Genomic DNA, 19,659 nt, shown 5'->3' with positions numbered 1-19,659 from the left:
GTGCGGCCGGCAGGTTGCATCGCCCCCTTACTCTGGTATCATCCGCCGCCTGTTTCCGTGCGGTGCTCGACATAGGGTCGGGTGGCGGCACGCCAGACCTGAGGATCAAGCAATGAAACCGGAAATCCATCCCGAGTACGTAGCGATCGAAGCTACCTGCAGCTGCGGCAACGTCATCAAGACCCGTTCCACTCTCGGCAAGAACATCAGCCTCGACGTGTGCTCCGAGTGCCACCCGTTCTACACCGGCAAGCAGAAGGTCCTGGACACCGGCGGCCGTATCGATCGCTTCAAGCAGCGTTTCGGCGTGTTCGGCTCCAAGTAAGAGCGCGAGCAGCCCGGGAAGGCCCGATGGCCAAGTCCCCGCTGACGAGAAAGGCGCCCCTGACGGGCGCCTTTTTCTTTTTCTGGCTCCTGAGTTTCTCCCTTCAGGGCGCCTGCCCGGTGCCGGGCGCTCTGCCTACCCATAAGGTGCGAAACGTCGTCGATGGCGACACCCTGCGCCTGGTCGACGGCCGAAGCGTCCGTCTGATCGGTCTGAATGCACCCGAGCTGGCTCGCAAGGGGCGGTCGGCAGAACCCTACGCGCAGGCCGCCCGCCGGCGGCTGCAGCAACTGGTCCACGACAACGGCGACCGGGTGGCCCTAAGGCTGGGGCGCGAGCCGCGGGATCATTATGGGCGTACCCTGGCCCATCTCTATGACCGCCTGGGGCGGAACCTGGAAGAGCGCCTGCTCTTGGAGGGGCTGGGATTCCACGTCGCCTTCGCACCCAACGGCGCACTGGTCGACTGCCTTGCCGTCGCCGAACGGGAGGCGCGTCGGGCCGGTCGCGGAGTCTGGCGCCAGTCTCCGTATCGAACTCCCTGGCAGTTGCGTCAGTCCGGCTTTGCCCTGGTCGGTGGCACGGTAACCCGGGTCGAGCGCAACCGCGGCGGCATCTGGCTGCAGCTGGATGGCCCCCTGGTCCTGCGTGTGGAGCCGAAGCGGCTGGGGCAGTTCGATGTCGCGGCCTTGCGCGGCCTCGTGGGGCGACGCGTCGAGGCGCGGGGTTGGGTGATTGACCGTGGGCGAAGGGGCGGCGTAAATACGATGGAGTCCCGCTGGATGCTCCCCCTTACCCACAACGGAATGCTCGAGGTGCTTCGATGAGATCGCCTGCGCTCGTATTGGCGCTGCTGCTCGCTTCTTCCCTGCTGGTCGGTTGCGCGGTCAACCCCGCTACCGGCAAGACCAATTTCGTGATGATGAGTGAGCAGCAGGAACTGGATCTCGGTCGGCGCTACAACCAGGAGATCGCCGAGGAGAATCCGCGCTATGCCGACGAGAAACTGCAGGCCTATGTTCAGCAGGTGGGGCAGAAGGTCGCCAGCCATAGTCATCGCCGCAACATTCCCTACCAGTTCACCGTGGTCGACTCACCCGACATCAATGCCTTCGCGCTGCCGGGTGGCTACATCTATATCCATCGTGGCCTGCTGGCCTACCTGAACTCGGAAGCCGAACTCGCGGCAGTGCTGGGGCACGAGGTCGGCCATGTCACCGCGCGACACAGCGTGCAGCAGCAGAGCCAATCCACCGCCTGGAATATCCTTGGCCAGGCGGTCGCCATCGGAACCGGGGTCGGCGCTGCCGGCGACCTGACCAATGCGTTGGGCACTGCCTTCGTGCGTGGCTATGGGCGCGACATGGAACTGGAGGCCGACGGCCTCGGCGCCCAGTATCTGGCACGTAGCGGCTATGACCCGCAGGCCATGATCGAAGTGGTGAAAGTGCTGAAGAATCAGGAAGACTTCGCTCGCGACCAGGCCCGGAGCAAAGGCCAGAGCGCGCCGCCGTCGGGTTACCACGGCCTGTTCGAGACGCACCCGGACAACGATACCCGTCTGCAGCAGGTGGTTGGACCGGCCCGGGCGCTGGCCGGTGGCAACCAGGTGGTGAACCGGGACGTCTTCCTCAGGCATCTGGAAGGGCTGCCCTTCGGCGGCTCGGCGGAAACCGGCGTGCGGCGTGGTCAGGATTTCTATCACGCCGAACTGGACTTCACCCTGCATTGCCCCGATGGCTGGGGGCTGGTCAACCGCCCTGATGCGGTCATCACTCACAGCGCCGACCAGCAGGCCTTCATTGCCATGACCCTGGATGGGCGCAAACCGAGCGTGGCCCCCGGCGACTACCTGCGACAGAAGGCCGGCGGCCAGCGCCTGGCCATGGAAGAGTCGCTGCAGCAGTCCGGGCTGCAGGGCGCTACGGCGGTACTGCCGGGCAATCCCGCGCGGCGGGTGGCGGTTGTCTATAAGGATGACAAGGCCTATCTCTTCGTCGGTGCGACCCGGGACCGCTCGTCCCTGGAAAGCCAGGACGACAACTTCCTTTCAGTGATCCGCAGCTTTCGCCCGTTGAGGAAGGAAGAGCAGGCCCTGGCCCAGCCGCTGCGGCTGCACCTGATCCAGGTAAAGTCTGGACAGACCATCGGCAGCCTGGCACGAGAGAGCAAATTGCCGGGGTCCCAAGCGGATCTGGAAAATCGTATACGATTACTTAATAACTTGTATCCAATTGGCGAGCCGAAGCCTGGAGATTGGCTAAAAGTCGTACGTTAGAGGGGTTGACGCCGGGTGACTGAACGGTCTTGTTAGCCCTAGGCATCTTGCGTATGCTCGCCGGTCACGTCTGTCACAAGCAAAAGCGGAAATGCCAAAATGTCTGATCTGAAAACGGCCGCTCTCGAATACCATGCCCAACCCCGCCCCGGGAAACTCAGCGTCGAGCTGACCAAGCCGACCGCTACTGCCCGCGACCTTTCGCTGGCCTACAGCCCGGGCGTCGCCGAGCCGGTACGCGAAATCGCGCGTGATCCCGAACTGGCCTTCAAGTACACCGGCAAGGGCAACCTGGTAGCGGTCATTTCCGATGGCACCGCGATCCTTGGCCTGGGCAACCTCGGCCCGCTGGCCTCCAAGCCGGTCATGGAAGGCAAGGGCGTGCTGTTCAAGCGTTTTGCCGGTGTCGACGTGTTCGACATCGAGGTGGACGCTGAAAGCCCGCAGGCATTCATCGACACCGTCAAGCGCATTTCCATCACCTTCGGTGGCATCAACCTCGAAGACATCAAGGCACCCGAGTGCTTCGAGATCGAGCGTACCCTGATCGAGCAGTGCGACATCCCGGTCTTCCACGATGACCAGCACGGCACCGCCATCGTGACCGCCGCCGGCATGATCAACGCCCTGGAAATCGCCGGCAAGACCCTGGCCGAGGCCAAGATCGTCTGCCTCGGCGCCGGTGCTGCCGCCATTTCCTGCATGAAGCTGCTGGTGAGCATGGGCGCCAAGGTCGAGAACATTTTCATGATCGACCGCAAAGGCGTGATCCATGCCGGTCGCGACGACCTGAACCAGTACAAGGCCGTGTTCGCCCACGAGACCGACAAGCGCACCCTGTCCGAAGCCCTTGATGGGGCGGACGTGTTCGTCGGCCTTTCCGGTGCCAACCTGCTGAGTCCGGAGGACCTCAAGCGCATGGCGGTCAATCCGATCGTCTTCGCCTGTTCCAACCCGGACCCGGAAATCAAGCCGGAACTGGCCCACGAAACCCGCGGCGATGTGATCATGGCCACCGGTCGTTCCGACTACCCGAACCAGGTCAACAACGTACTGGGCTTCCCCTTCATCTTCCGTGGTGCTCTGGACGTGCGCGCCACCCGCATCAACGAAGAAATGAAGATTGCCGCGGCCCTGGCGCTGCGCGACCTGGCCAAGCTGCCGGTACCGAAGGACGTGTGCGATGCGTACGGCGTGGCTTCGCTGGAGTTTGGTCGTGAGTACATCATTCCGAAACCCATGGACCAGCGCCTGATCACTGTTGTATCCGATGCCGTGGCCAAGGCTGCCATCGAGTCCGGCGTGGCGACGCTGCCCTATCCGAAGCACTATCCGCTGAACTCGGTGGATGATGTGTTCAACGGCTAAGCCGAACCCCAATAAAAAGCCCCGCAATTGCGGGGCTTTTTATTGGGCGCCTCAGAACAGGTCGATGGGCGCGGCTTCGTCAGCTGGCAACGGGCTGCCGGGAATGGCCAGGCCGGGCTCGAACTCGCTCATGGGTGGCGGGGTGTCCTCGCTCTTGAACAGTTCGAAGAAGGCGTCCGGCGTTCCCGGGCTTGCGGCGCGACCGCTGAGCGGATCGATGCGGAGGGTCAGCAGGCCCGCGGGTTCGGGCTGGACGTGGGCCGGCTTGTCCTTCAGCGCTGCGCTCATGTAGTTCATCCAGATCGGCAGGGCAACGGTGCCGCCGTACTCATGGCGTCCGAGGCTTTCCGGCTGGTCGAATCCGACCCAGACCGTGGTGACATAGTCGGCGTTGTAGCCGGAGAACCAGCTGTCCTTCGACTCGTTGGTGGTGCCGGTCTTGCCGGCGATGTCGCTGCGACCCAAGGCCAGGGCGCGGCGGCCGGTGCCGCGTTTGATCACATCCTGCAGCATGCTGTTGAGGATGTAGGTGGTGCGGGGGTCGACGATGCGTTCGGCCACGGCGGGGGCCTGGCCCAGGGGGGCGGAAGCATCGGTGGACGCCAGCAGCGTGTCCGGCGCCGCATTGGCCTGTGCAGCGTCACCGGCTTGCGCCTCGTTGGCCGGTACCCGTGGTGGGTTGGCAACGAACAGGGTCTTGCCGTCGCGGCTTTCGATGCGCTCGATCAGGTACGGCTGCACCTTGTAGCCGCCGTTGGCGAAGGTACTCCAGCCGCCAGCGATCTCCAGCGGGGTGAGGTTGGCGGTGCCCAAGGCCAGGGACAGGTTGCGTGGCAGGTCATCCTTGTTGAGGCCGAAGCGGCTGACGTAGTTCCGCGCGTAGTCGATGCCGATGGCCTGCAGTACGCGGATCGACACCAGGTTGCGCGATTTGTACAGGGCCTCGCGCAGGCGGATCGGGCCGAGGAAGGTATTGTTGTCGTTCTTGGGACGCCAGGCCTCTTCCATGCCGGCTTCCTGGAAGACGATAGGCGCGTCGTTGACCAGGCTGGCGGCAGTGAAGCCGTTGTCCAGGGCGGCCGCATAAAGGAAGGGCTTGAAGCTGGAACCCGGCTGGCGCTTGGCTTGGGCGGCGCGGTTGTAGTTGCTCTGCTCGAAGGAGAAGCCACCGACCAGGGCGCGGATGGCGCCGTCATTCGGATCAAGGGAAACCAGGGCGCTCTGTGCGGCCGGCAACTGGACGAAGCGCAGGCTGCCGTCGTCCTGGCGCTGCACGCGGACCAGGTCGCCGACCTGGGCGACATCGGCCGGTTGCTGAGGGCGCGCGCCCAGGCTGTTGGTATTCAGGAAAGGACGGGCCCACTTCATGCTGTCCCAGCTCACGGCTTCTTCCTGGCCGCTGCGGGTCAGGACCAGGATGCCGCTTTTCTCCACCTGGGTGACGATGGCTGGTTCCAGGCCGCCCAGCGATTTCTGCTTGGCCAGTTCCTGCAGCCAGGTCTGCTTGGTCATGCCGGGGAGGCGGGTTTCCGGGCCTCGATAGCCATGGCGCTGGTCGTATTCGATCAGCCCTTCGCGCAGAGCCGTGTTGGCGGCCTGCTGGAGATCGCTGGGGACGGTCGTGGTGACGCGGAAGCCTTCGGTGTAGGCATCGCTACCGTAGCGGCCGACCATCTCGGCGCGGGCCATCTCGGCGATATAGGGGGCGGTCAGTTCCGGGGTCGGGACGTGGTAGCTGGCGTCGATCGGCTCGCCGATCGCCTGCTGGTAGCGCGCCTCGTCGATACGGCCGAGCTTGTACATGCGGCCGAGAATCCAGTCGCGGCGCTCCTGGCTACGGGTCGGGTTGACCAATGGGTTGAAGCGCGACGGAGCCTTGGGCAGGCCGGCGATCATTGCCATCTGCGCCAGGCTGAGTTCGCGAATCGACTTGCCGTAATAGACCTGGGCGGCGGCCTCTATACCGTAGGCACGGTTACCGAGGTAGATCTTGTTCACATAAAGTTCAAGAATTTCGTCTTTGCTGAGTTCCCGTTCAATTTGCAGGGCCAGCAATATTTCATTGATCTTGCGGGAGAAACTTCTTTCGCTGGTGAGGAAGTAGTTCTTTGCCACCTGCATGGTGATGGTGCTGCCGCCCGTCTGGATGTGGCCGGTCTTCAATAATTGCGTGGCAGCGCGCATCAGGCTCGTGACGTCGACGCCATAATGGTTGGCGAAATTGTCATCCTCCGCTGCCAGCAGCGCCTGGATGAAATCCGGCGGGATGTCGGCGAAACGCACCGGAGAGCGGCGCATCTCGCCGAATTCGGCGATCAGCTTGCCGTCGCTGCTGTAGACGCGGAGGGGGATTTGCAACTGGATCCGGCGAAGCGAGTCGACGGACGGCAGGCTGGGGCTAAGATAGAGGTAAGCGCCGCTGAAACTGAGCAACAGGCCACAGAAAACGGCAACGAAGGACCACCAGAAAAACTTCAGCAGGCGCATCAAGGCTTGTGGATTTCCAGGCAAAAGAATGAGTTAAGCGGAAGGCGATGATAAAAGGCAAAAGCCGATCACATTATAAGCGTTTTTTTTCCTGGGGAGCCATTTGCGCTTCTGTCAAGACTGCTATTTAATGTGGAAAAACATAAATCGTCCGTAAGTCTCGGACGCTGATAGGAAATCGGTCGTGCTAGGGCTCTTCAATAAGAAAGCGAATTCGCTGTTGGGGATCGACATCAGCTCGACCTCAGTCAAGCTCCTTGAATTGAGTCGCTCGGGAAGCCGCTTCAAAGTGGAGTCCTATGCCGTCGAGCCACTCCCGCCGAACGCGGTTGTCGAAAAGAACATCGCGGAGCTGGAGGGTGTCGGGCAGGCGCTTTCCCGTGTGGTCACCAAGGCGCGAACCGGTGTCAAGGCTGCCGCGGTAGCCGTGGCAGGGTCGGCCGTGATCACCAAAACCATCGAGATGGAAGCTGGGCTCTCCGATGACGATCTGGAGAACCAGCTGAAGATCGAGGCTGACCAGTACATTCCTTATCCATTGGAAGAGGTCGCCATCGACTTCGAGGTGCAAGGCGCCTCCGCGCGCAATCCTGAACGGGTCGACGTGCTGCTGGCGGCCTGCCGCAAGGAAAACGTCGAAGTGCGCGAGGCCGCGCTGGCTCTGGCTGGGCTCACCGCCAAGGTGGTCGACGTCGAGGCCTATGCGCTGGAGCGTGCGTACTCTTTGCTCTCCGCCCAGCTCGGCGATGCCCATGACGAGCTGACCGTGGCCGTCGTCGACATCGGTGCCACGATGACCACCCTCAGCGTGCTGCACAACGGTCGCACCATCTATACCCGCGAGCAGTTGTTCGGCGGTCGCCAGCTGACCGAGGAGATTCAGCGCCGCTATGGGCTTTCGGTCGAGGAGGCGGGTCTGGCCAAGAAGCAGGGCGGTCTTCCGGATGACTACGACAGCGAGGTCCTTCAGCCGTTCAAGGATGCGGTGGTCCAGCAGGTCTCCCGCTCGCTGCAGTTCTTCTTCGCGGCCGGCCAGTTCAATGATGTGGACTACATCCTCCTGGCGGGTGGCACGGCTTCGATTCCTGATCTGGATCGCCTCATCCAGCAGAAGATCGGCACTCCGACCCTGGTCGCCAATCCCTTCGCCGACATGGCGCTGAGCAGCAAGGTCAATGCAGGTGCGCTCGCCAGTGATGCGCCCGCGCTGATGATCGCTTGCGGCTTGGCGATGAGGAGTTTCGACTGATGGCGCGCATCAACCTACTCCCCTGGCGTGAACAGCTGCGCGAGGAGCGCAAGCAGCGCTTCCTGGTGGCGCTGGGTGCTGTCCTGGCAATGGGTGCCGGCGCGGTCTTCCTGGGCGACCAGTACCTGAACAACACCATCGAGAATCAGCAGGCGCGCAATGATTTCGTGCGCAAGGAGATCGCCGTCCTGGATGCCAGGATCAAGGAGATCAGCGAACTGAAGACCCGCCGCCAGCAGCTTCTCGAGCGGATGAAGATCATTCAGGACCTGCAGGGCAATCGACCGATCATCGGCCGAGTGTTCGACCAACTGGTACGTACCTTGCCCGATGGCGTGTTCTTCACCGGTCTGAAAATGAGCGGCAAGAGCATCGCCATCGTCGGCGCGGCCGAGTCGAACAATCGGGTTTCCAACCTGATGCGTAATCTGGATGCCTCGGAATGGCTGGCATCGCCCAACCTCACCGAGGTCAAGGCGGTAACCGCTGGCGCGGTGGACCAGGCCAACGTCTTCCAGCTGACCGTGCAGCAGACCCAGCCGGGCTCTGAGGAAGAGAACGGCAAGACCGCCAACGCGATGCCGGGCACCATCACCACAGGAGCCGCGAAATGAGTTTCTCCGACTCCCTCGAAAGCCTGCGCAAGATCGACCTGGCTGATCTCGACGTCAACAACCTGGGCTCCTGGCCGATTGCGGTCAAGGTCATCACCTGTGTCCTGGTGCTGATCCTGGTGCTGGTGCTTGGCTACAACTTCCACCTCAAGGACCTCGAGCTCCAGCTGGACTCTAAACGGGCCGAAGAGGAAACGCTCAAGCAGCAGTTCGCTACCAAGGCCTTCCAGGCGGCGAACCTGGAGGCCTACAAGGAGCAGATGAAGGAGATGGAAACCTCCTTCGGCGCCCTGTTGCGTCAGTTGCCCAGCGATACCGAGGTGCCCGGCCTGCTGGAGGACATCACCCGCACCGGGCTGGGTAGCGGCCTGGAGTTCGAAGAGATCAAGCTGTTGCCGGAAGTCATTCAGCAGTTCTACATCGAGTTGCCGATTCAGATCTCGGTGGTAGGGGGTTACCACGACCTGGCGACCTTCGTCAGCGGTGTCGCCAGCCTGCCGCGAATCGTGACCTTGCATGATTTCGAGATCAAACCCGCTTCCCAGGACAGCAGTTCCAAGCTGCGTATGTCGATCCTGGCCAAGACCTACCGCTACAACGACAAGGGGCTGCAGAAATGAGTAGTCCTCGCGCCCGCCTGGCGCTCTGCGCTCTGATGATTGCCGGCCTTTCCGGTTGCGGCGTCGGCAATGACTTCGGTGATCTGCAGGCCTATATGGACGAGGTACGTGCCCGTCCCAAGGGCTCCATCGAGCCTCTGCCGAAGTTCCAGCCCTACGAGGCCTTCACATACAGCGCTGCTGCTTTGCGCAGCCCCTTCCAGCCGCCGATCAAGATCGACCTGGCCAAGCAACAGAAGGGGTCGAAGGATGTCCACCCGGATGAGACCCGGGTCAAGCAATTCCTCGAGGGGTTCAATATCGAGTCCTTCGAAATGGTGGGTACCCTGTCAAACGGTTCGGGGACCTTCGCCTTGGTCAGCGGCGCTGGAGGGGTGCATCGGGTCAAGGTGGGGGATTATCTCGGGCGTAACCACGGCCGTATCGTCGGGATCGACGAAGCCAAGGTCGACGTCATCGAGATCGTCCCGGACGGGGAAGGCGGATGGTTGGAGCGTCCGCGAAGTCTCGCGCTCAGGGAGCGCTCTTGAGGGCGAGGTAATCCCATGAAGAACAATTACCGGTCTGCACAACGGAACCAGATGATGAAAAGCTCGCTATCGCGCCTTGGTATCACGCTATTGGCCGCCCTGCTCTCGCCCGCCCTGCTGGCGGCGAACCTGCAGGCACTGGATGTCGCGGCTCTCCCGGGCGACAGGGTTGAACTCAAGCTGGCGTTCGACGAGCCGGTGGTCGCCCCCCGCGGCTACACCATCGAGCAGCCTGCGCGTATCGCCCTGGACCTGCCGGGTGTGTCCAGCAAGTTGGCGACCAAGAACCGCGAGCTGGGCGTGGGCAATGCCCGCAGCGTGACTGTGGTCGAGGCCAAGGATCGCACCCGCCTGATCATCAACCTCTCCACCCTCGTGCCCTACAGCACGCGCGTGGAGGGTCGTAACCTCTATGTGCTGGTAGGCGACTCGGTTGCCTCGGCGCCGCGCACCGTGGCTGCCGCACCGGCGCCCACTGCAGCTCCCTTGAGCGTTTCGCAGCCGGTCAAGAGCTACGCCCGTGCCGCCCGTGCAATCGAAAACATCGATTTCCAGCGCGGCGACCAAGGTGAGGGCAATGTGGTGATCACGCTGTCCGATCCGAGCGTTGCCCCGGACATTCAGGAGCAGGGTGGCCGGATCCGCCTGGACTTTTCCAAGACCCAGTTGCCCGAGTCCCTGCGCGTGCGACTGGACGTGAAGGACTTTGCCACGCCGGTGCAGTTCGTCAGCGCATCGGGGAGCGGTGCCAACGCCAGCATCAGCATCGAGCCGACGGGGTTCTATGACTACCTGGCCTACCAGACCGACAACAAGCTGACCGTCAGCATCAAGCCGCTGACCCAGGACGATGTGGAGAAACGCAAGGCCGAGCGTTTTGCCTACTCCGGCGAAAAGCTGTCGCTGAACTTCCAGGACATCGACGTGCGTTCGGTCCTGCAGCTGATCGCTGATTTCACCGATCTGAACCTGGTGGCTTCGGACACCGTGCAGGGCAACATCACGCTACGCCTGCAGAATGTGCCGTGGGACCAGGCGCTGGACCTGGTGCTGAAAACCAAGGGGCTGGACAAGCGCAAGGTCGGTAACGTGCTGCTGGTCGCGCCGGCTGACGAGATCGCGGCCCGCGAACGCCAGGAGCTGGAGTCGCAGAAGCAGATTGCCGAACTGGCGCCCCTGCGCCGCGAGCTGATCCAGGTGAACTACGCCAAGGCGGCGGACATCGCCAAGTTGTTCCAGTCGGTTACCAGCGGCGATCCGAGCGCTGTCGGCACCGATGAGCGTGGTTCCATCACCGTGGATGACCGCACCAACAGCATTATCGCCTATCAGACTCAGGACAAGCTGGACGAGCTGCGCCGCATTGTCACCCAGCTGGATATTCCGGTGCGCCAGGTGATGATCGAAGCTCGCATCGTCGAAGCCAACGTCGACTACGACAAGGCGCTGGGCGTGAACTGGCGCGGTGCCAGCATTGGTGACAACAATTTCGTCGTCGGTGGTGGCGGCGCTGGCCGCCCGGCCGCTGGCCAGGCCGGTAACGTCAACCTGGCCAATGCGCCGTTCGTCGATCTCGGTGCCTCCGGCGCTACCTCGAGCATCGGTATCGGCTTCATTACCGACAACACGATCCTCGATCTGGAACTCTCGGCGATGGAGAAGACCGGTAATGGTGAAATCGTGTCCCAGCCCAAGGTGGTCACTTCGGACAAGGAAACCGCGAAGATCCTGAAAGGCGCCGAGATCCCGTACCAGGAAGCCAGTTCCAGCGGTGCCACCAGCACGTCCTTCAAGGAGGCTGCCCTGTCCCTGGAGGTGACGCCGCAAATCACGCCGGACAACCGCATCATCATGGAAGTCAAGGTCACCAAGGATGCGCCCGACTTCGCCAATGCCCTGAACGGCGTACCGCCGATCAATAAAAACGAGGTCAACGCCAAGGTGCTGGTCAACGATGGTGAAACCATCGTCATAGGTGGGGTATTCTCCAACACCCAAACCAAGGCGGTGGACAAGGTGCCCTTCCTCGGCGACCTGCCTTTCCTCGGCCGCATGTTCCGGCGCGACGTGGTGCAGGACAAGAAAGCCGAGCTCCTGGTATTCCTCACTCCCCGCATCATGAACAACCAGGCCATTGCGGTGAGTCGCTGATATCGGTGCGTAATTTGATTCTGATCGGCCCGATGGGGGCAGGAAAAAGCACCATCGGGCGTTTGCTTGCCAAAGAACTGCGTCTTCCCTTCAAGGACTCCGATAAGGAAATCGAACAGCGCACCGGAGCGAATATCCCGTGGATATTCGACGTCGAGGGTGAGCAGGGTTTTCGCGATCGCGAACAGGCGATGATCGAAGAGCTCTGCGAGCAGGACGGTGTTGTCCTGGCGACCGGTGGTGGCGCTGTCCTGCGCCCCGCCAATCGCCAGGCGTTACGTTGTGGCGGCCGGGTCGTCTACCTGCACACCTCGGTGGAGCAGCAGGTCGAAAGGACGGCCCGTGATCGCAATCGACCGCTGCTACGCTCGGCCGATCCGGGAAAGGTCCTGCGTGACCTGATGGCGATCCGCGATCCGCTCTACCGTGAAATCGCCGACATCATCATCGAAACGGACGAGCGGCCGCCGCGCTTGGTGGTGCAGGAAATACTCACGCGCCTGCAGGCGCTGCCGCCCCGTTAAAGCGCAGGCGGAACTGCGCTATCCTTTAGCCCTTTTTATATCGGGGGCCCCATGCGGACACTTCAGGTCGATCTTGGCGAGCGTAGCTATCCCATCCATATAGGTGCCGGTCTGCTGTCGCAGCCGGAGCTTTTCACGCCGCACATTGCCGGTCGGCAGGTGGCCATCGTCACCAATGAGACAGTGGCGCCCCTTTACCTCGAGACCCTGACCCGGACACTCCAGAGCTATTCCGTGCTGCCCATCGTGCTGCCGGATGGTGAGGCCTATAAGAACTGGGAAACCCTGCAACTGATCTTCGACGCGCTGCTCGGCGCCCGGCACGACCGGCGCACCACCGTCATCGCACTGGGCGGTGGCGTGATCGGCGACATGGCCGGCTTCGCTGCTGCCTGCTACCAGCGCGGCGTGGACTTCATCCAGGTGCCCACCACCCTGTTGTCCCAGGTGGACTCCTCGGTCGGTGGAAAGACCGGCATCAACCACCCGCTGGGCAAGAACATGGTCGGTGCCTTCTATCAGCCCAAGGCGGTGATCATCGATACCGACAGCCTGCGCACACTGCCGGTGCGCGAGTTGTCCGCCGGCCTGGCCGAAGTGATCAAGTATGGGCTGATCTGTGACGAACCTTTCCTGCCCTGGCTGGACGAGAAGATGACGGCTTTGCGCGGTCTCGATGCCAGTGCCCTGACCGAAGCCATTGAGCGCTCCTGTGCCGCGAAGGCGCGGGTGGTCGGGGTCGATGAGCGGGAGTCCGGGCTGCGCGCCATTCTCAACCTGGGGCATACCTTCGGCCACGCCATCGAAACCCACATGGGCTACGGCACCTGGCTGCACGGCGAAGCGGTATCGACGGGTACCGTCATGGCCCTGGAGATGTCCAGTCGCCTGGGCTGGATTTCTACCGACGAGCGCGATGCGGCGATCCGCCTGCTGCGCCGTGCCGGTTTGCCGGTCGTACCGCCAGTGGACATGACGCCGGAACATTTCCTCCGGCACATGGCCGTAGACAAGAAGGTGCTCGATGGCCAACTGCGCCTGGTGCTGCTGCGCCGCATTGGCGAAGCCGTCGTGACCGCCGATTATCCGCGCGACGTTCTGGAGGCCACGCTGGCCGCCGATTATCGTGCCTTGGCCGACCAGCTCGGAGAATAAGGGAACCCCATGAGCAGCCTGCACGCCGACGAGGCCTATCTCGGTCATTACCAGTTCACCCACGACCCGTTCGCGGCGCGGGTGCCTGGCTTCAAGTTCTTCCCGGCCCAGCGCAAGCCGGTGTTGGGCCAGTTGCACCACCTGGCGCGCTACAGCCAATTGATGCTGGTGGTGAGCGGCCCTCACGGTAGCGGTAAGACGCTGCTGCGCCAGGCCCTGGTGGCAAGCACCAACAAGCAGGCGGTGCAGAGCCTGGTCGTGTCGGCGCGCAACGCCGCCGAGGCCGGTGGTCTGCTGCGCCAGGTCGCCCAGGGGCTGAACATCGCCCAGGCCGACGTGCGCTCCATCCTCGCTCAGGTCGCTCAGTTGTCCCTGACCGGGCAGGAGGTGTATCTCCTGGTGGACGACGCCGAGGAACTGGACGACGCGTCGCTCAATCACCTGCTGGCCCTGGCCGAGGGGAATGTCGAGGCGCGCGCCCACGTGTTCCTGTTCGGTGAGGACTCCCTGCTCGCCCGCCTCGATGCGCTGGCCGAGGGGGAAGAACGCTTCCATATCATCGAGCTGCAGCCCTACAGCCCGGACGAAACCCGTGAGTACCTTGCCCAGCGCCTTGAAGGCGCCGGGCGCAGCATCGAGTTGCTGAGTGACGAGCAGGTGGAGGACATCCATCTGCAGTCCGAAGGCTGGCCCGGTGGGATCAACCAGGTGGCGCGCGATCTGATGATCGAAGCGATGCTCGCCGAGCGCGGTGCATCGCGCAAATCCGCTGCCGGCTTCAGCTTGCCGAAAAAGCATCTGCTCGCGCTGGCAGTGGTCGGCATCGGCGTGATTGCCGCCTGGATGATGCAGGGGCGCAATGAGGCTGGTGTTGCGAACACGCCTGCCAGTGCGCAGTTGCCTTTGGGCCAGGCTCCGGCCGCTCAACCGTCCGCTCAGGGCGATGCGGGGGCGCCTGCCGTAGAGTTCGCGGGGGCCTCCCAGCCGTTGCCGCTGCCTTTGGTTGGAGAAGCCCAGCCGGTGATCCGGGAACCGCTGGCCCAGGCGGCCGGCCAGGATGAGCCGGAAGATGCTCCGGCGTCCGAAGGCGCTGCCAGCGTACCGCCGACCGTTACCACCGTCGCGCCGCCCCAGGGGGCGATTGCCAGTCCGGCGCCCACTGCCCCGGTGGAGCCCATTTCGTCGCCGCAGCCGCTGCCGAAACCGATCCAGCCTATTGCCGCCGCGCCGGCCGCTGCACCCAAGCCGGTGGAGCTCGCTCCTGCGCCGGCGGTCGCCTCGGTGCCGACTCCCAAGCCTGCCCCTGCGCCAACCCCGGCTGCGGCGAAGCCGGCCGAGAAGCCCGCGCCTGAGGCGGTTGTCGTGGGTGGGGCGGGCAATGGCTGGTACCGCAGTCAGGCCGCCAGCCATTTCGCCCTGCAGGTGCTCGGTACCAGTTCGGAAAGCAGCGCCAAGGCCTTCGTGCAGCAGAATGGTGGTCAGTACCGCTACTTCAAGAAGCAGTATCAGGGCAAGGCACTCTATGTGGTGACTTACGGCAGTTTCCCCAGCCGGGCCGCCGCCCAGGCTGCGATCAAGTCCTTGCCGGCCAAGGTCCAGGCTGATAAACCCTGGCCGAAAACCTTCGCCAGCATCCAAAAGGAGATGGCTCGCTAGTCCCGGCGAGCCTGATCCCCCGCCTTCTGACTGGGTGGTCGCTAGCACGGCCTCCCGGTTCCTTCATTCATTTTTGCGACATCGACTTTCACGGGTTGGTCACTAAGATTTGTGGTGGACCAATGTGCTATGTACAATGACCTCCCTTTGCCTACGCAAAAGCTGGCGGCAAGTTCAGTGCGTAGAACAAGCGGTTGAATTACAAAGCAATTCTGCCTTCCAAAGAAGGCAGCCCTGGTGAGAGTTCCCCTATGAAAGCAGGTCTGTACCATCCTGATGAATTCAAGGATAACTGCGGTTTCGGCTTGATCGCCCATATGCAGGGCGAAGCCAGCCATCATCTCCTGAATACCGCTATCGAAGCCCTGACCTGCATGACCCACCGCGGCGGCATCAATGCCGACGGCAAGACCGGCGACGGTTGTGGTCTGTTGATCCAGAAACCCGACCTTTTCCTGCGTGCGATCGCCAAGGAAACCTTCGGGGCCGACCTGCCTGCCCAGTACGCCGTCGGCATGGTGTTCTTCAACCAGAACCCGGCTCGCGCCGAAGCGGCTCGCGAGAACATGAACCGCGAGATCGAGCGTGCCGGCCTGCAGCTGATCGGGTGGCGCAAGGTCCCCGTGGACACCAGTGTCCTTGGCCGCTTGGCCCTGGAGCGCCTGCCGCAGATCGAGCAGGTGTTCATCGGCGGTGAAGGCCTGGGTGACCAGGAAATGGCAGTCAAGCTGTTCAGCGCCCGTCGCCGTTCCTCCGTGGCCAACGCCGCGGACGCCGACCACTACATCTGCAGCTTTTCCCACAAGACCATCATCTACAAAGGCCTGATGATGCCGGCCGACCTGCAGCAGTTCTACCCGGATCTGGGTGACGAACGCCTGCAGACCGCCATCTGCGTCTTCCACCAGCGCTTCTCCACCAACACCCTGCCGAAGTGGCCGCTGGCGCAGCCCTTCCGCTTCCTCGCCCACAATGGCGAGATCAACACCATCACCGGTAACCGCAACTGGGCCGTGGCCCGCCGCACCAAGTTTGCCAACGAGCAACTGCCGGATATCGATGAACTGGGCCCGCTGGTCAACCGCGTGGGTTCCGACTCCTCGAGCATGGACAACATGCTCGAGCTGATGGTCACCGGCGGCATCGACCTGTTCCGCGGCGTGCGCATGATCATCCCGCCGGCCTGGCAGAACATGGAAACCATGGATGCCGACCTGCGCGCCTTCTACGAATACAACTCCATGCACATGGAGCCCTGGGACGGCCCGGCTGGCGTCGTGCTCACCGACGGTCGCTATGCCGTCTGCCTGTTGGACCGCAACGGCCTGCGTCCGGCGCGCTGGGTCACCACCAAGAACGGCTACATCACCCTCGCCTCGGAAATCGGCGTGTGGGATTACAAGCCGGAAGAGGTCATCGCCAAGGGTCGTGTCGGCCCGGGCCAGATCCTCGCCGTGGATACCGAGACCGGCCAGGTCCTCAATACCGAAGACATCGACAGCCGCCTGAAGTCGCGCCACCCCTACAAGCAGTGGTTGCGCCAGAGCGCCGTGCGCATCCAGGCCAAGCTGGACGACGACCACGGCGTGGCCAGCTACGACAGCGACCAGCTCAAGCAGTACATGAAGATGTTCCAGGTCACCTTCGAGGAGCGTGACCAGGTACTGCGCCCGCTGGCCGAGCAGGGCCAGGAAGCCGTGGGCTCCATGGGCGACGATACCCCCATGGCCGTGCTGTCCCAGCGCGTGCGCTCGCCCTTCGATTACTTCCGCCAGCAGTTCGCGCAGGTGACCAACCCGCCGATCGACCCGCTGCGCGAAGCCATCGTGATGTCCCTGGAAATCTGCCTGGGCGCCGAACGAAACATCTTCAGCGAGTCTCCGGAGCACGCCACCCGCGTGATCCTCAGCAGCCCGGTGATCTCCCCGGCCAAGTGGCGTGCGCTGATGAGCCTGGACCGCCCGGGTTTCGAGCGACACATCATCGACCTGAACTACGACGAGAGCCTCGGCCTCGAAGCGGCCGTGCGCAACATGGCCGACCAGGCCGAGGAAGCCGTGCGCGCCGGTAAGGTCCTGCTGGTCCTGACCGACCGCCATATCGCCCCCGGCAAGCTGCCGGCCCACGCCTCCCTGGCCGTCGGCGCCGTGCATCACCGCCTGGTGGAGAAGGGCCTGCGTTGCGACTGCAACATCCTGGTGGAAACCGCCACCGCCCGCGACCCGCACCATTTCGCCGTGCTGGTGGGCTTCGGCGCTTCCGCTGTGTACCCCTTCCTCGCCTACGAAGTGCTGGCCGACCTGATTCGCACCGGCGAAGTGCTGGGTGACCTCTACGAAGTCTTCAAGCACTACCGCAAGGGCATCTCCAAGGGCCTGCTGAAGATCCTCTCGAAGATGGGCATCTCCACCATCGCCTCCTACCGCGGCGCCCAGCTGTTCGAGGCCGTGGGCCTGTCCGAGGAAGTGGTCGACCTCGCCTTCCGCGGCGTCGCCAGCCGTATCAAGGGCGCGCGATTCGTCGACCTCGAAGCCGAGCAGAAGCTGCTGGCGTTCGAGGCCTGGAACAACCGCAAGCCGATCCAGCAGGGCGGCCTGCTGAAATTCGTCTACGGCGGCGAGTACCACGCCTACAACCCCGACGTGGTGAATACCCTGCAGGCGGCCGTGCAGCAGGGCAATTACGAGAAGTTCAAGGAATACACCGCACTGGTGGACAACCGTCCGGTGTCGATGCTCCGCGACCTGCTCAAGGTGAAGACCGTCGAGCAGCCGCTGCCGCTGGATGAAATCGAACCGCTGGAAGCCATCTTCAAACGCTTCGACGCCGCCGGTATCTCCCTGGGCGCCTTGTCCCCGGAGGCCCACGAAGCCCTGGCCGAAGCCATGAACCGTCTGGGCGGCCGCTCCAACTCCGGTGAGGGTGGCGAAGACCCGGCCCGCTACGGCACGCTGAAGAGCTCCAAGATCAAGCAGGTGGCTACCGGCCGTTTCGGCGTCACCCCGGAATACCTGGTCAACGCCGAAGTGCTGCAGATCAAGGTGGCCCAGGGCGCCAAGCCCGGCGAAGGCGGCCAGTTGCCCGGTGGCAAGGTCAACGGCCTGATCGCCCGCCTGCGTTACGCGGTGCCCGGCGTGACCCTGATTTCGCCGCCGCCGCACCACGACATCTACTCCATCGAAGACTTGGCCCAGCTGATCTATGACCTCAAGCAGGTCAACCCGCAGGCGCTGGTGTCGGTGAAGCTGGTGGCCGAAGCCGGCGTTGGCACCATCGCTGCTGGCGTGGCCAAGGCCTATGCCGACCTGATCACCATCTCCGGTTACGACGGCGGTACCGGCGCTTCCCCGCTGACCTCCATCAAGTACGCCGGCAGCCCGTGGGAACTGGGCCTGGCGGAAACCCACCAGACCCTGCGCGGTAACGACCTGCGCGGCAAGGTGCGGGTACAGACCGACGGCGGCCTGAAGACCGGCCTGGACGTGATCAAGGCGGCCATCCTCGGCGCCGAGAGCTTCGGCTTCGGCACTGCGCCGATGATCGCCCTGGGCTGCAAGTACCTGCGTATCTGCCACCTGAACAACTGCGCCACCGGCGTCGCTACCCAGAACGACAAGCTGCGCAAGGACCACTTCATCGGCACCGTCGAAATGGTGATGAACTTCTTCACCTACATCGCCGAGGAAACCCGTGAGTGGCTGGCCAAGCTGGGCGTGCGCAGCCTGAGCGAGCTGATCGGCCGCACCGACCTGCTGGAAATGCTGCCGGGCGATACCGCCAAGCAGGGCTTCCTCGACCTCAGCCCGCTGCTGGGCAGCGACCATGTGCCCGCCGACAAGCCGCAGTTCTGCCAGGTCGAGAAGAACCCACCCTTCGACCCGGGCCTGCTGGCCGAGAAGATGTGGGACATCGCCAAGGCCGCCGTGGAAGGCAAGACTGGTGGCTGCTACGACCTCGAGATCGGCAACTGCGACCGCTCCATCGGCGCGCGCATCTCCGGCGAGATCGCCCGTCGCCATGGCAACCAGGGCATGAAGGACAACCCGGTGACCTTCCGCTTCAAGGGCACCGCCGGGCAGAGCTTCGGTGTGTGGAACGCCGGCGGTCTGCACCTGTACTTGGAAGGCGATGCCAACGACTACGTGGGCAAGGGCATGACCGGCGGCAAGGTGGTAATCACCCCGCCGAAGGGCAGCCCGTACAAGAGCCAGGAATCGGCCATCGTCGGCAACACCTGCCTCTACGGCGCCACCGGCGGCAAGCTGTTCGCCGCGGGTACCGCCGGCGAGCGCTTCGCCGTGCGTAACTCCGGCGCCCACGCGGTGGTGGAAGGCACTGGCGACCACTGCTGCGAATACATGACCGGCGGTTTCGTTTGCGTGCTCGGCAGGACCGGCTACAACTTCGGTTCCGGCATGACCGGCGGCTTCGCCTATGTGCTCGACCAGGACAACAGCTTCGTCGACCGGGTGAACCACGAACTGGTGGAAATCCAGCGCATCAGCAACGAGTCCATGGAGGCCTACCGCAGCCACCTGCACAGCGTGCTGGTGGAGTACGTCAAGGAAAGCTCCAGCGACTGGGGTGCCCACCTGCTGGAAAACCTGGACGATTACCTGCGCAAGTTCTGGCTGGTCAAGCCGAAGGCCGCGAGCCTCGCGTCGCTGCTTTCCAGCACCCGTGCCAACCCGCAATGACAACA

General features: G+C 63.4%; 14 protein-coding genes. 13 read left to right on the top strand and 1 reads right to left on the bottom strand.

The genetic code is table 11. The features are described 5' to 3' along the window. Positions 1-112: 112 nt before the first annotated feature. The 4 genes from rpmE (at position 113) to PJW05_RS24635 (ending at position 3,971) form a co-directional block, all read left to right on the top strand. Positions 113-325: a 50S ribosomal protein L31 gene (gene rpmE / locus PJW05_RS24650; protein ID WP_271409551.1), complete on the top strand. Its 213-nt coding sequence runs from the start codon at positions 113-115 to the stop codon at positions 323-325. A 26-nt stretch (positions 326-351) separates the two neighbouring features. Further along, positions 352-1,152 (top strand): thermonuclease family protein, encoded by an 801-nt coding sequence (locus PJW05_RS24645; protein ID WP_271409550.1) that lies wholly within the window; start codon positions 352-354, stop codon positions 1,150-1,152. Beyond that, entirely contained in the window at positions 1,149-2,603 is a 1,455-nt protein-coding gene (locus PJW05_RS24640; protein WP_271409549.1) for a M48 family metalloprotease, read from the top strand. Before PJW05_RS24645 ends, PJW05_RS24640 begins: the two co-directional genes overlap by 4 nt. Positions 2,604-2,702: 99 nt before the next feature. Then, on the top strand, positions 2,703-3,971 hold the full coding sequence (locus PJW05_RS24635) for a malic enzyme-like NAD(P)-binding protein (RefSeq protein WP_271409548.1): 1,269 nt from the start codon (positions 2,703-2,705) through the stop codon (positions 3,969-3,971). 51 nt (positions 3,972-4,022) lie between these two features. Here PJW05_RS24635 and PJW05_RS24630 read toward each other — a convergent pair whose 3' ends face one another. Then, positions 4,023-6,458, bottom strand: coding sequence for a penicillin-binding protein 1A (locus tag PJW05_RS24630; RefSeq protein ID WP_271409547.1), 2,436 nt, complete (start codon positions 6,456-6,458; stop codon positions 4,023-4,025). 184 nt (positions 6,459-6,642) lie between these two features. Here PJW05_RS24630 and PJW05_RS24625 point away from each other — a divergent pair, with 184 nt between their 5' ends. The 9 genes from PJW05_RS24625 to gltB all read left to right on the top strand — a co-directional run bounded on the left by PJW05_RS24625 (position 6,643) and on the right by gltB (position 19,654). Beyond that, positions 6,643-7,707: a pilus assembly protein PilM gene (locus PJW05_RS24625; RefSeq protein WP_271409546.1), complete on the top strand. Its 1,065-nt coding sequence runs from the start codon at positions 6,643-6,645 to the stop codon at positions 7,705-7,707. Beyond that, positions 7,707-8,321 (top strand): type 4a pilus biogenesis protein PilN, encoded by a 615-nt coding sequence (gene pilN, locus PJW05_RS24620; RefSeq protein WP_271409545.1) that lies wholly within the window; start codon positions 7,707-7,709, stop codon positions 8,319-8,321. Before PJW05_RS24625 ends, pilN begins: the two co-directional genes overlap by 1 nt. Then, positions 8,318-8,941 carry a type 4a pilus biogenesis protein PilO gene (gene pilO, locus PJW05_RS24615; protein ID WP_271409544.1) on the top strand — a complete coding sequence of 208 codons (624 nt, stop codon included), beginning with the start codon at positions 8,318-8,320 and terminating at the stop codon, positions 8,939-8,941. Before pilN ends, pilO begins: the two co-directional genes overlap by 4 nt. Beyond that, on the top strand, positions 8,938-9,471 hold the full coding sequence (pilP, locus tag PJW05_RS24610; protein ID WP_271409543.1) for a type 4a pilus biogenesis lipoprotein PilP: 534 nt from the start codon (positions 8,938-8,940) through the stop codon (positions 9,469-9,471). Before pilO ends, pilP begins: the two co-directional genes overlap by 4 nt. 54 nt (positions 9,472-9,525) lie before the next feature. Then, positions 9,526-11,622, top strand: a complete 2,097-nt coding sequence (pilQ, locus tag PJW05_RS24605) for a type IV pilus secretin PilQ (protein WP_271409542.1) — start codon at positions 9,526-9,528, stop codon at positions 11,620-11,622. A gap of 5 nt (positions 11,623-11,627) precedes the next feature. After that, positions 11,628-12,146 carry a shikimate kinase AroK gene (gene aroK, locus PJW05_RS24600; RefSeq protein WP_271409541.1) on the top strand — a complete coding sequence of 173 codons (519 nt, stop codon included), beginning with the start codon at positions 11,628-11,630 and terminating at the stop codon, positions 12,144-12,146. Between the two features lie 51 nt (positions 12,147-12,197). After that, positions 12,198-13,301: a 3-dehydroquinate synthase gene (aroB, locus tag PJW05_RS24595; protein WP_271409540.1), complete on the top strand. Its 1,104-nt coding sequence runs from the start codon at positions 12,198-12,200 to the stop codon at positions 13,299-13,301. A gap of 9 nt (positions 13,302-13,310) precedes the next feature. Beyond that, entirely contained in the window at positions 13,311-14,957 is a 1,647-nt protein-coding gene (locus tag PJW05_RS24590) for an AAA family ATPase (RefSeq protein ID WP_271409539.1), read from the top strand. A gap of 251 nt (positions 14,958-15,208) precedes the next feature. Next, positions 15,209-19,654: a glutamate synthase large subunit gene (gene gltB / locus PJW05_RS24585; protein WP_271409538.1), complete on the top strand. Its 4,446-nt coding sequence runs from the start codon at positions 15,209-15,211 to the stop codon at positions 19,652-19,654. Positions 19,655-19,659: the final 5 nt, after the last annotated feature.

This window comes from Pseudomonas sp. Q1-7, from assembly GCF_028010285.1.
In the GTDB taxonomy this organism is placed as follows: domain Bacteria; phylum Pseudomonadota; class Gammaproteobacteria; order Pseudomonadales; family Pseudomonadaceae; genus Metapseudomonas.
This window is presented reverse-complemented; position numbering and strand designations above follow the sequence as displayed.

Coding starts and splice junctions, on each gene's coding strand:
- rpmE (WP_271409551.1), top strand. CDS start 113: ATGAAACCGGAAATCCATCCCGAGTACGTAGCGATCGAAGCTACCTGC.
- PJW05_RS24645 (WP_271409550.1), top strand. CDS start 352: ATGGCCAAGTCCCCGCTGACGAGAAAGGCGCCCCTGACGGGCGCCTTT.
- PJW05_RS24640 (WP_271409549.1), top strand. CDS start 1,149: ATGAGATCGCCTGCGCTCGTATTGGCGCTGCTGCTCGCTTCTTCCCTG.
- PJW05_RS24635 (WP_271409548.1), top strand. CDS start 2,703: ATGTCTGATCTGAAAACGGCCGCTCTCGAATACCATGCCCAACCCCGC.
- PJW05_RS24630 (WP_271409547.1), bottom strand. CDS start 6,458: ATGCGCCTGCTGAAGTTTTTCTGGTGGTCCTTCGTTGCCGTTTTCTGT.
- pilN (WP_271409545.1), top strand. CDS start 7,707: ATGGCGCGCATCAACCTACTCCCCTGGCGTGAACAGCTGCGCGAGGAG.
- pilO (WP_271409544.1), top strand. CDS start 8,318: ATGAGTTTCTCCGACTCCCTCGAAAGCCTGCGCAAGATCGACCTGGCT.
- pilP (WP_271409543.1), top strand. CDS start 8,938: ATGAGTAGTCCTCGCGCCCGCCTGGCGCTCTGCGCTCTGATGATTGCC.
- pilQ (WP_271409542.1), top strand. CDS start 9,526: ATGAAAAGCTCGCTATCGCGCCTTGGTATCACGCTATTGGCCGCCCTG.
- aroB (WP_271409540.1), top strand. CDS start 12,198: ATGCGGACACTTCAGGTCGATCTTGGCGAGCGTAGCTATCCCATCCAT.
- PJW05_RS24590 (WP_271409539.1), top strand. CDS start 13,311: ATGAGCAGCCTGCACGCCGACGAGGCCTATCTCGGTCATTACCAGTTC.
- gltB (WP_271409538.1), top strand. CDS start 15,209: ATGAAAGCAGGTCTGTACCATCCTGATGAATTCAAGGATAACTGCGGT.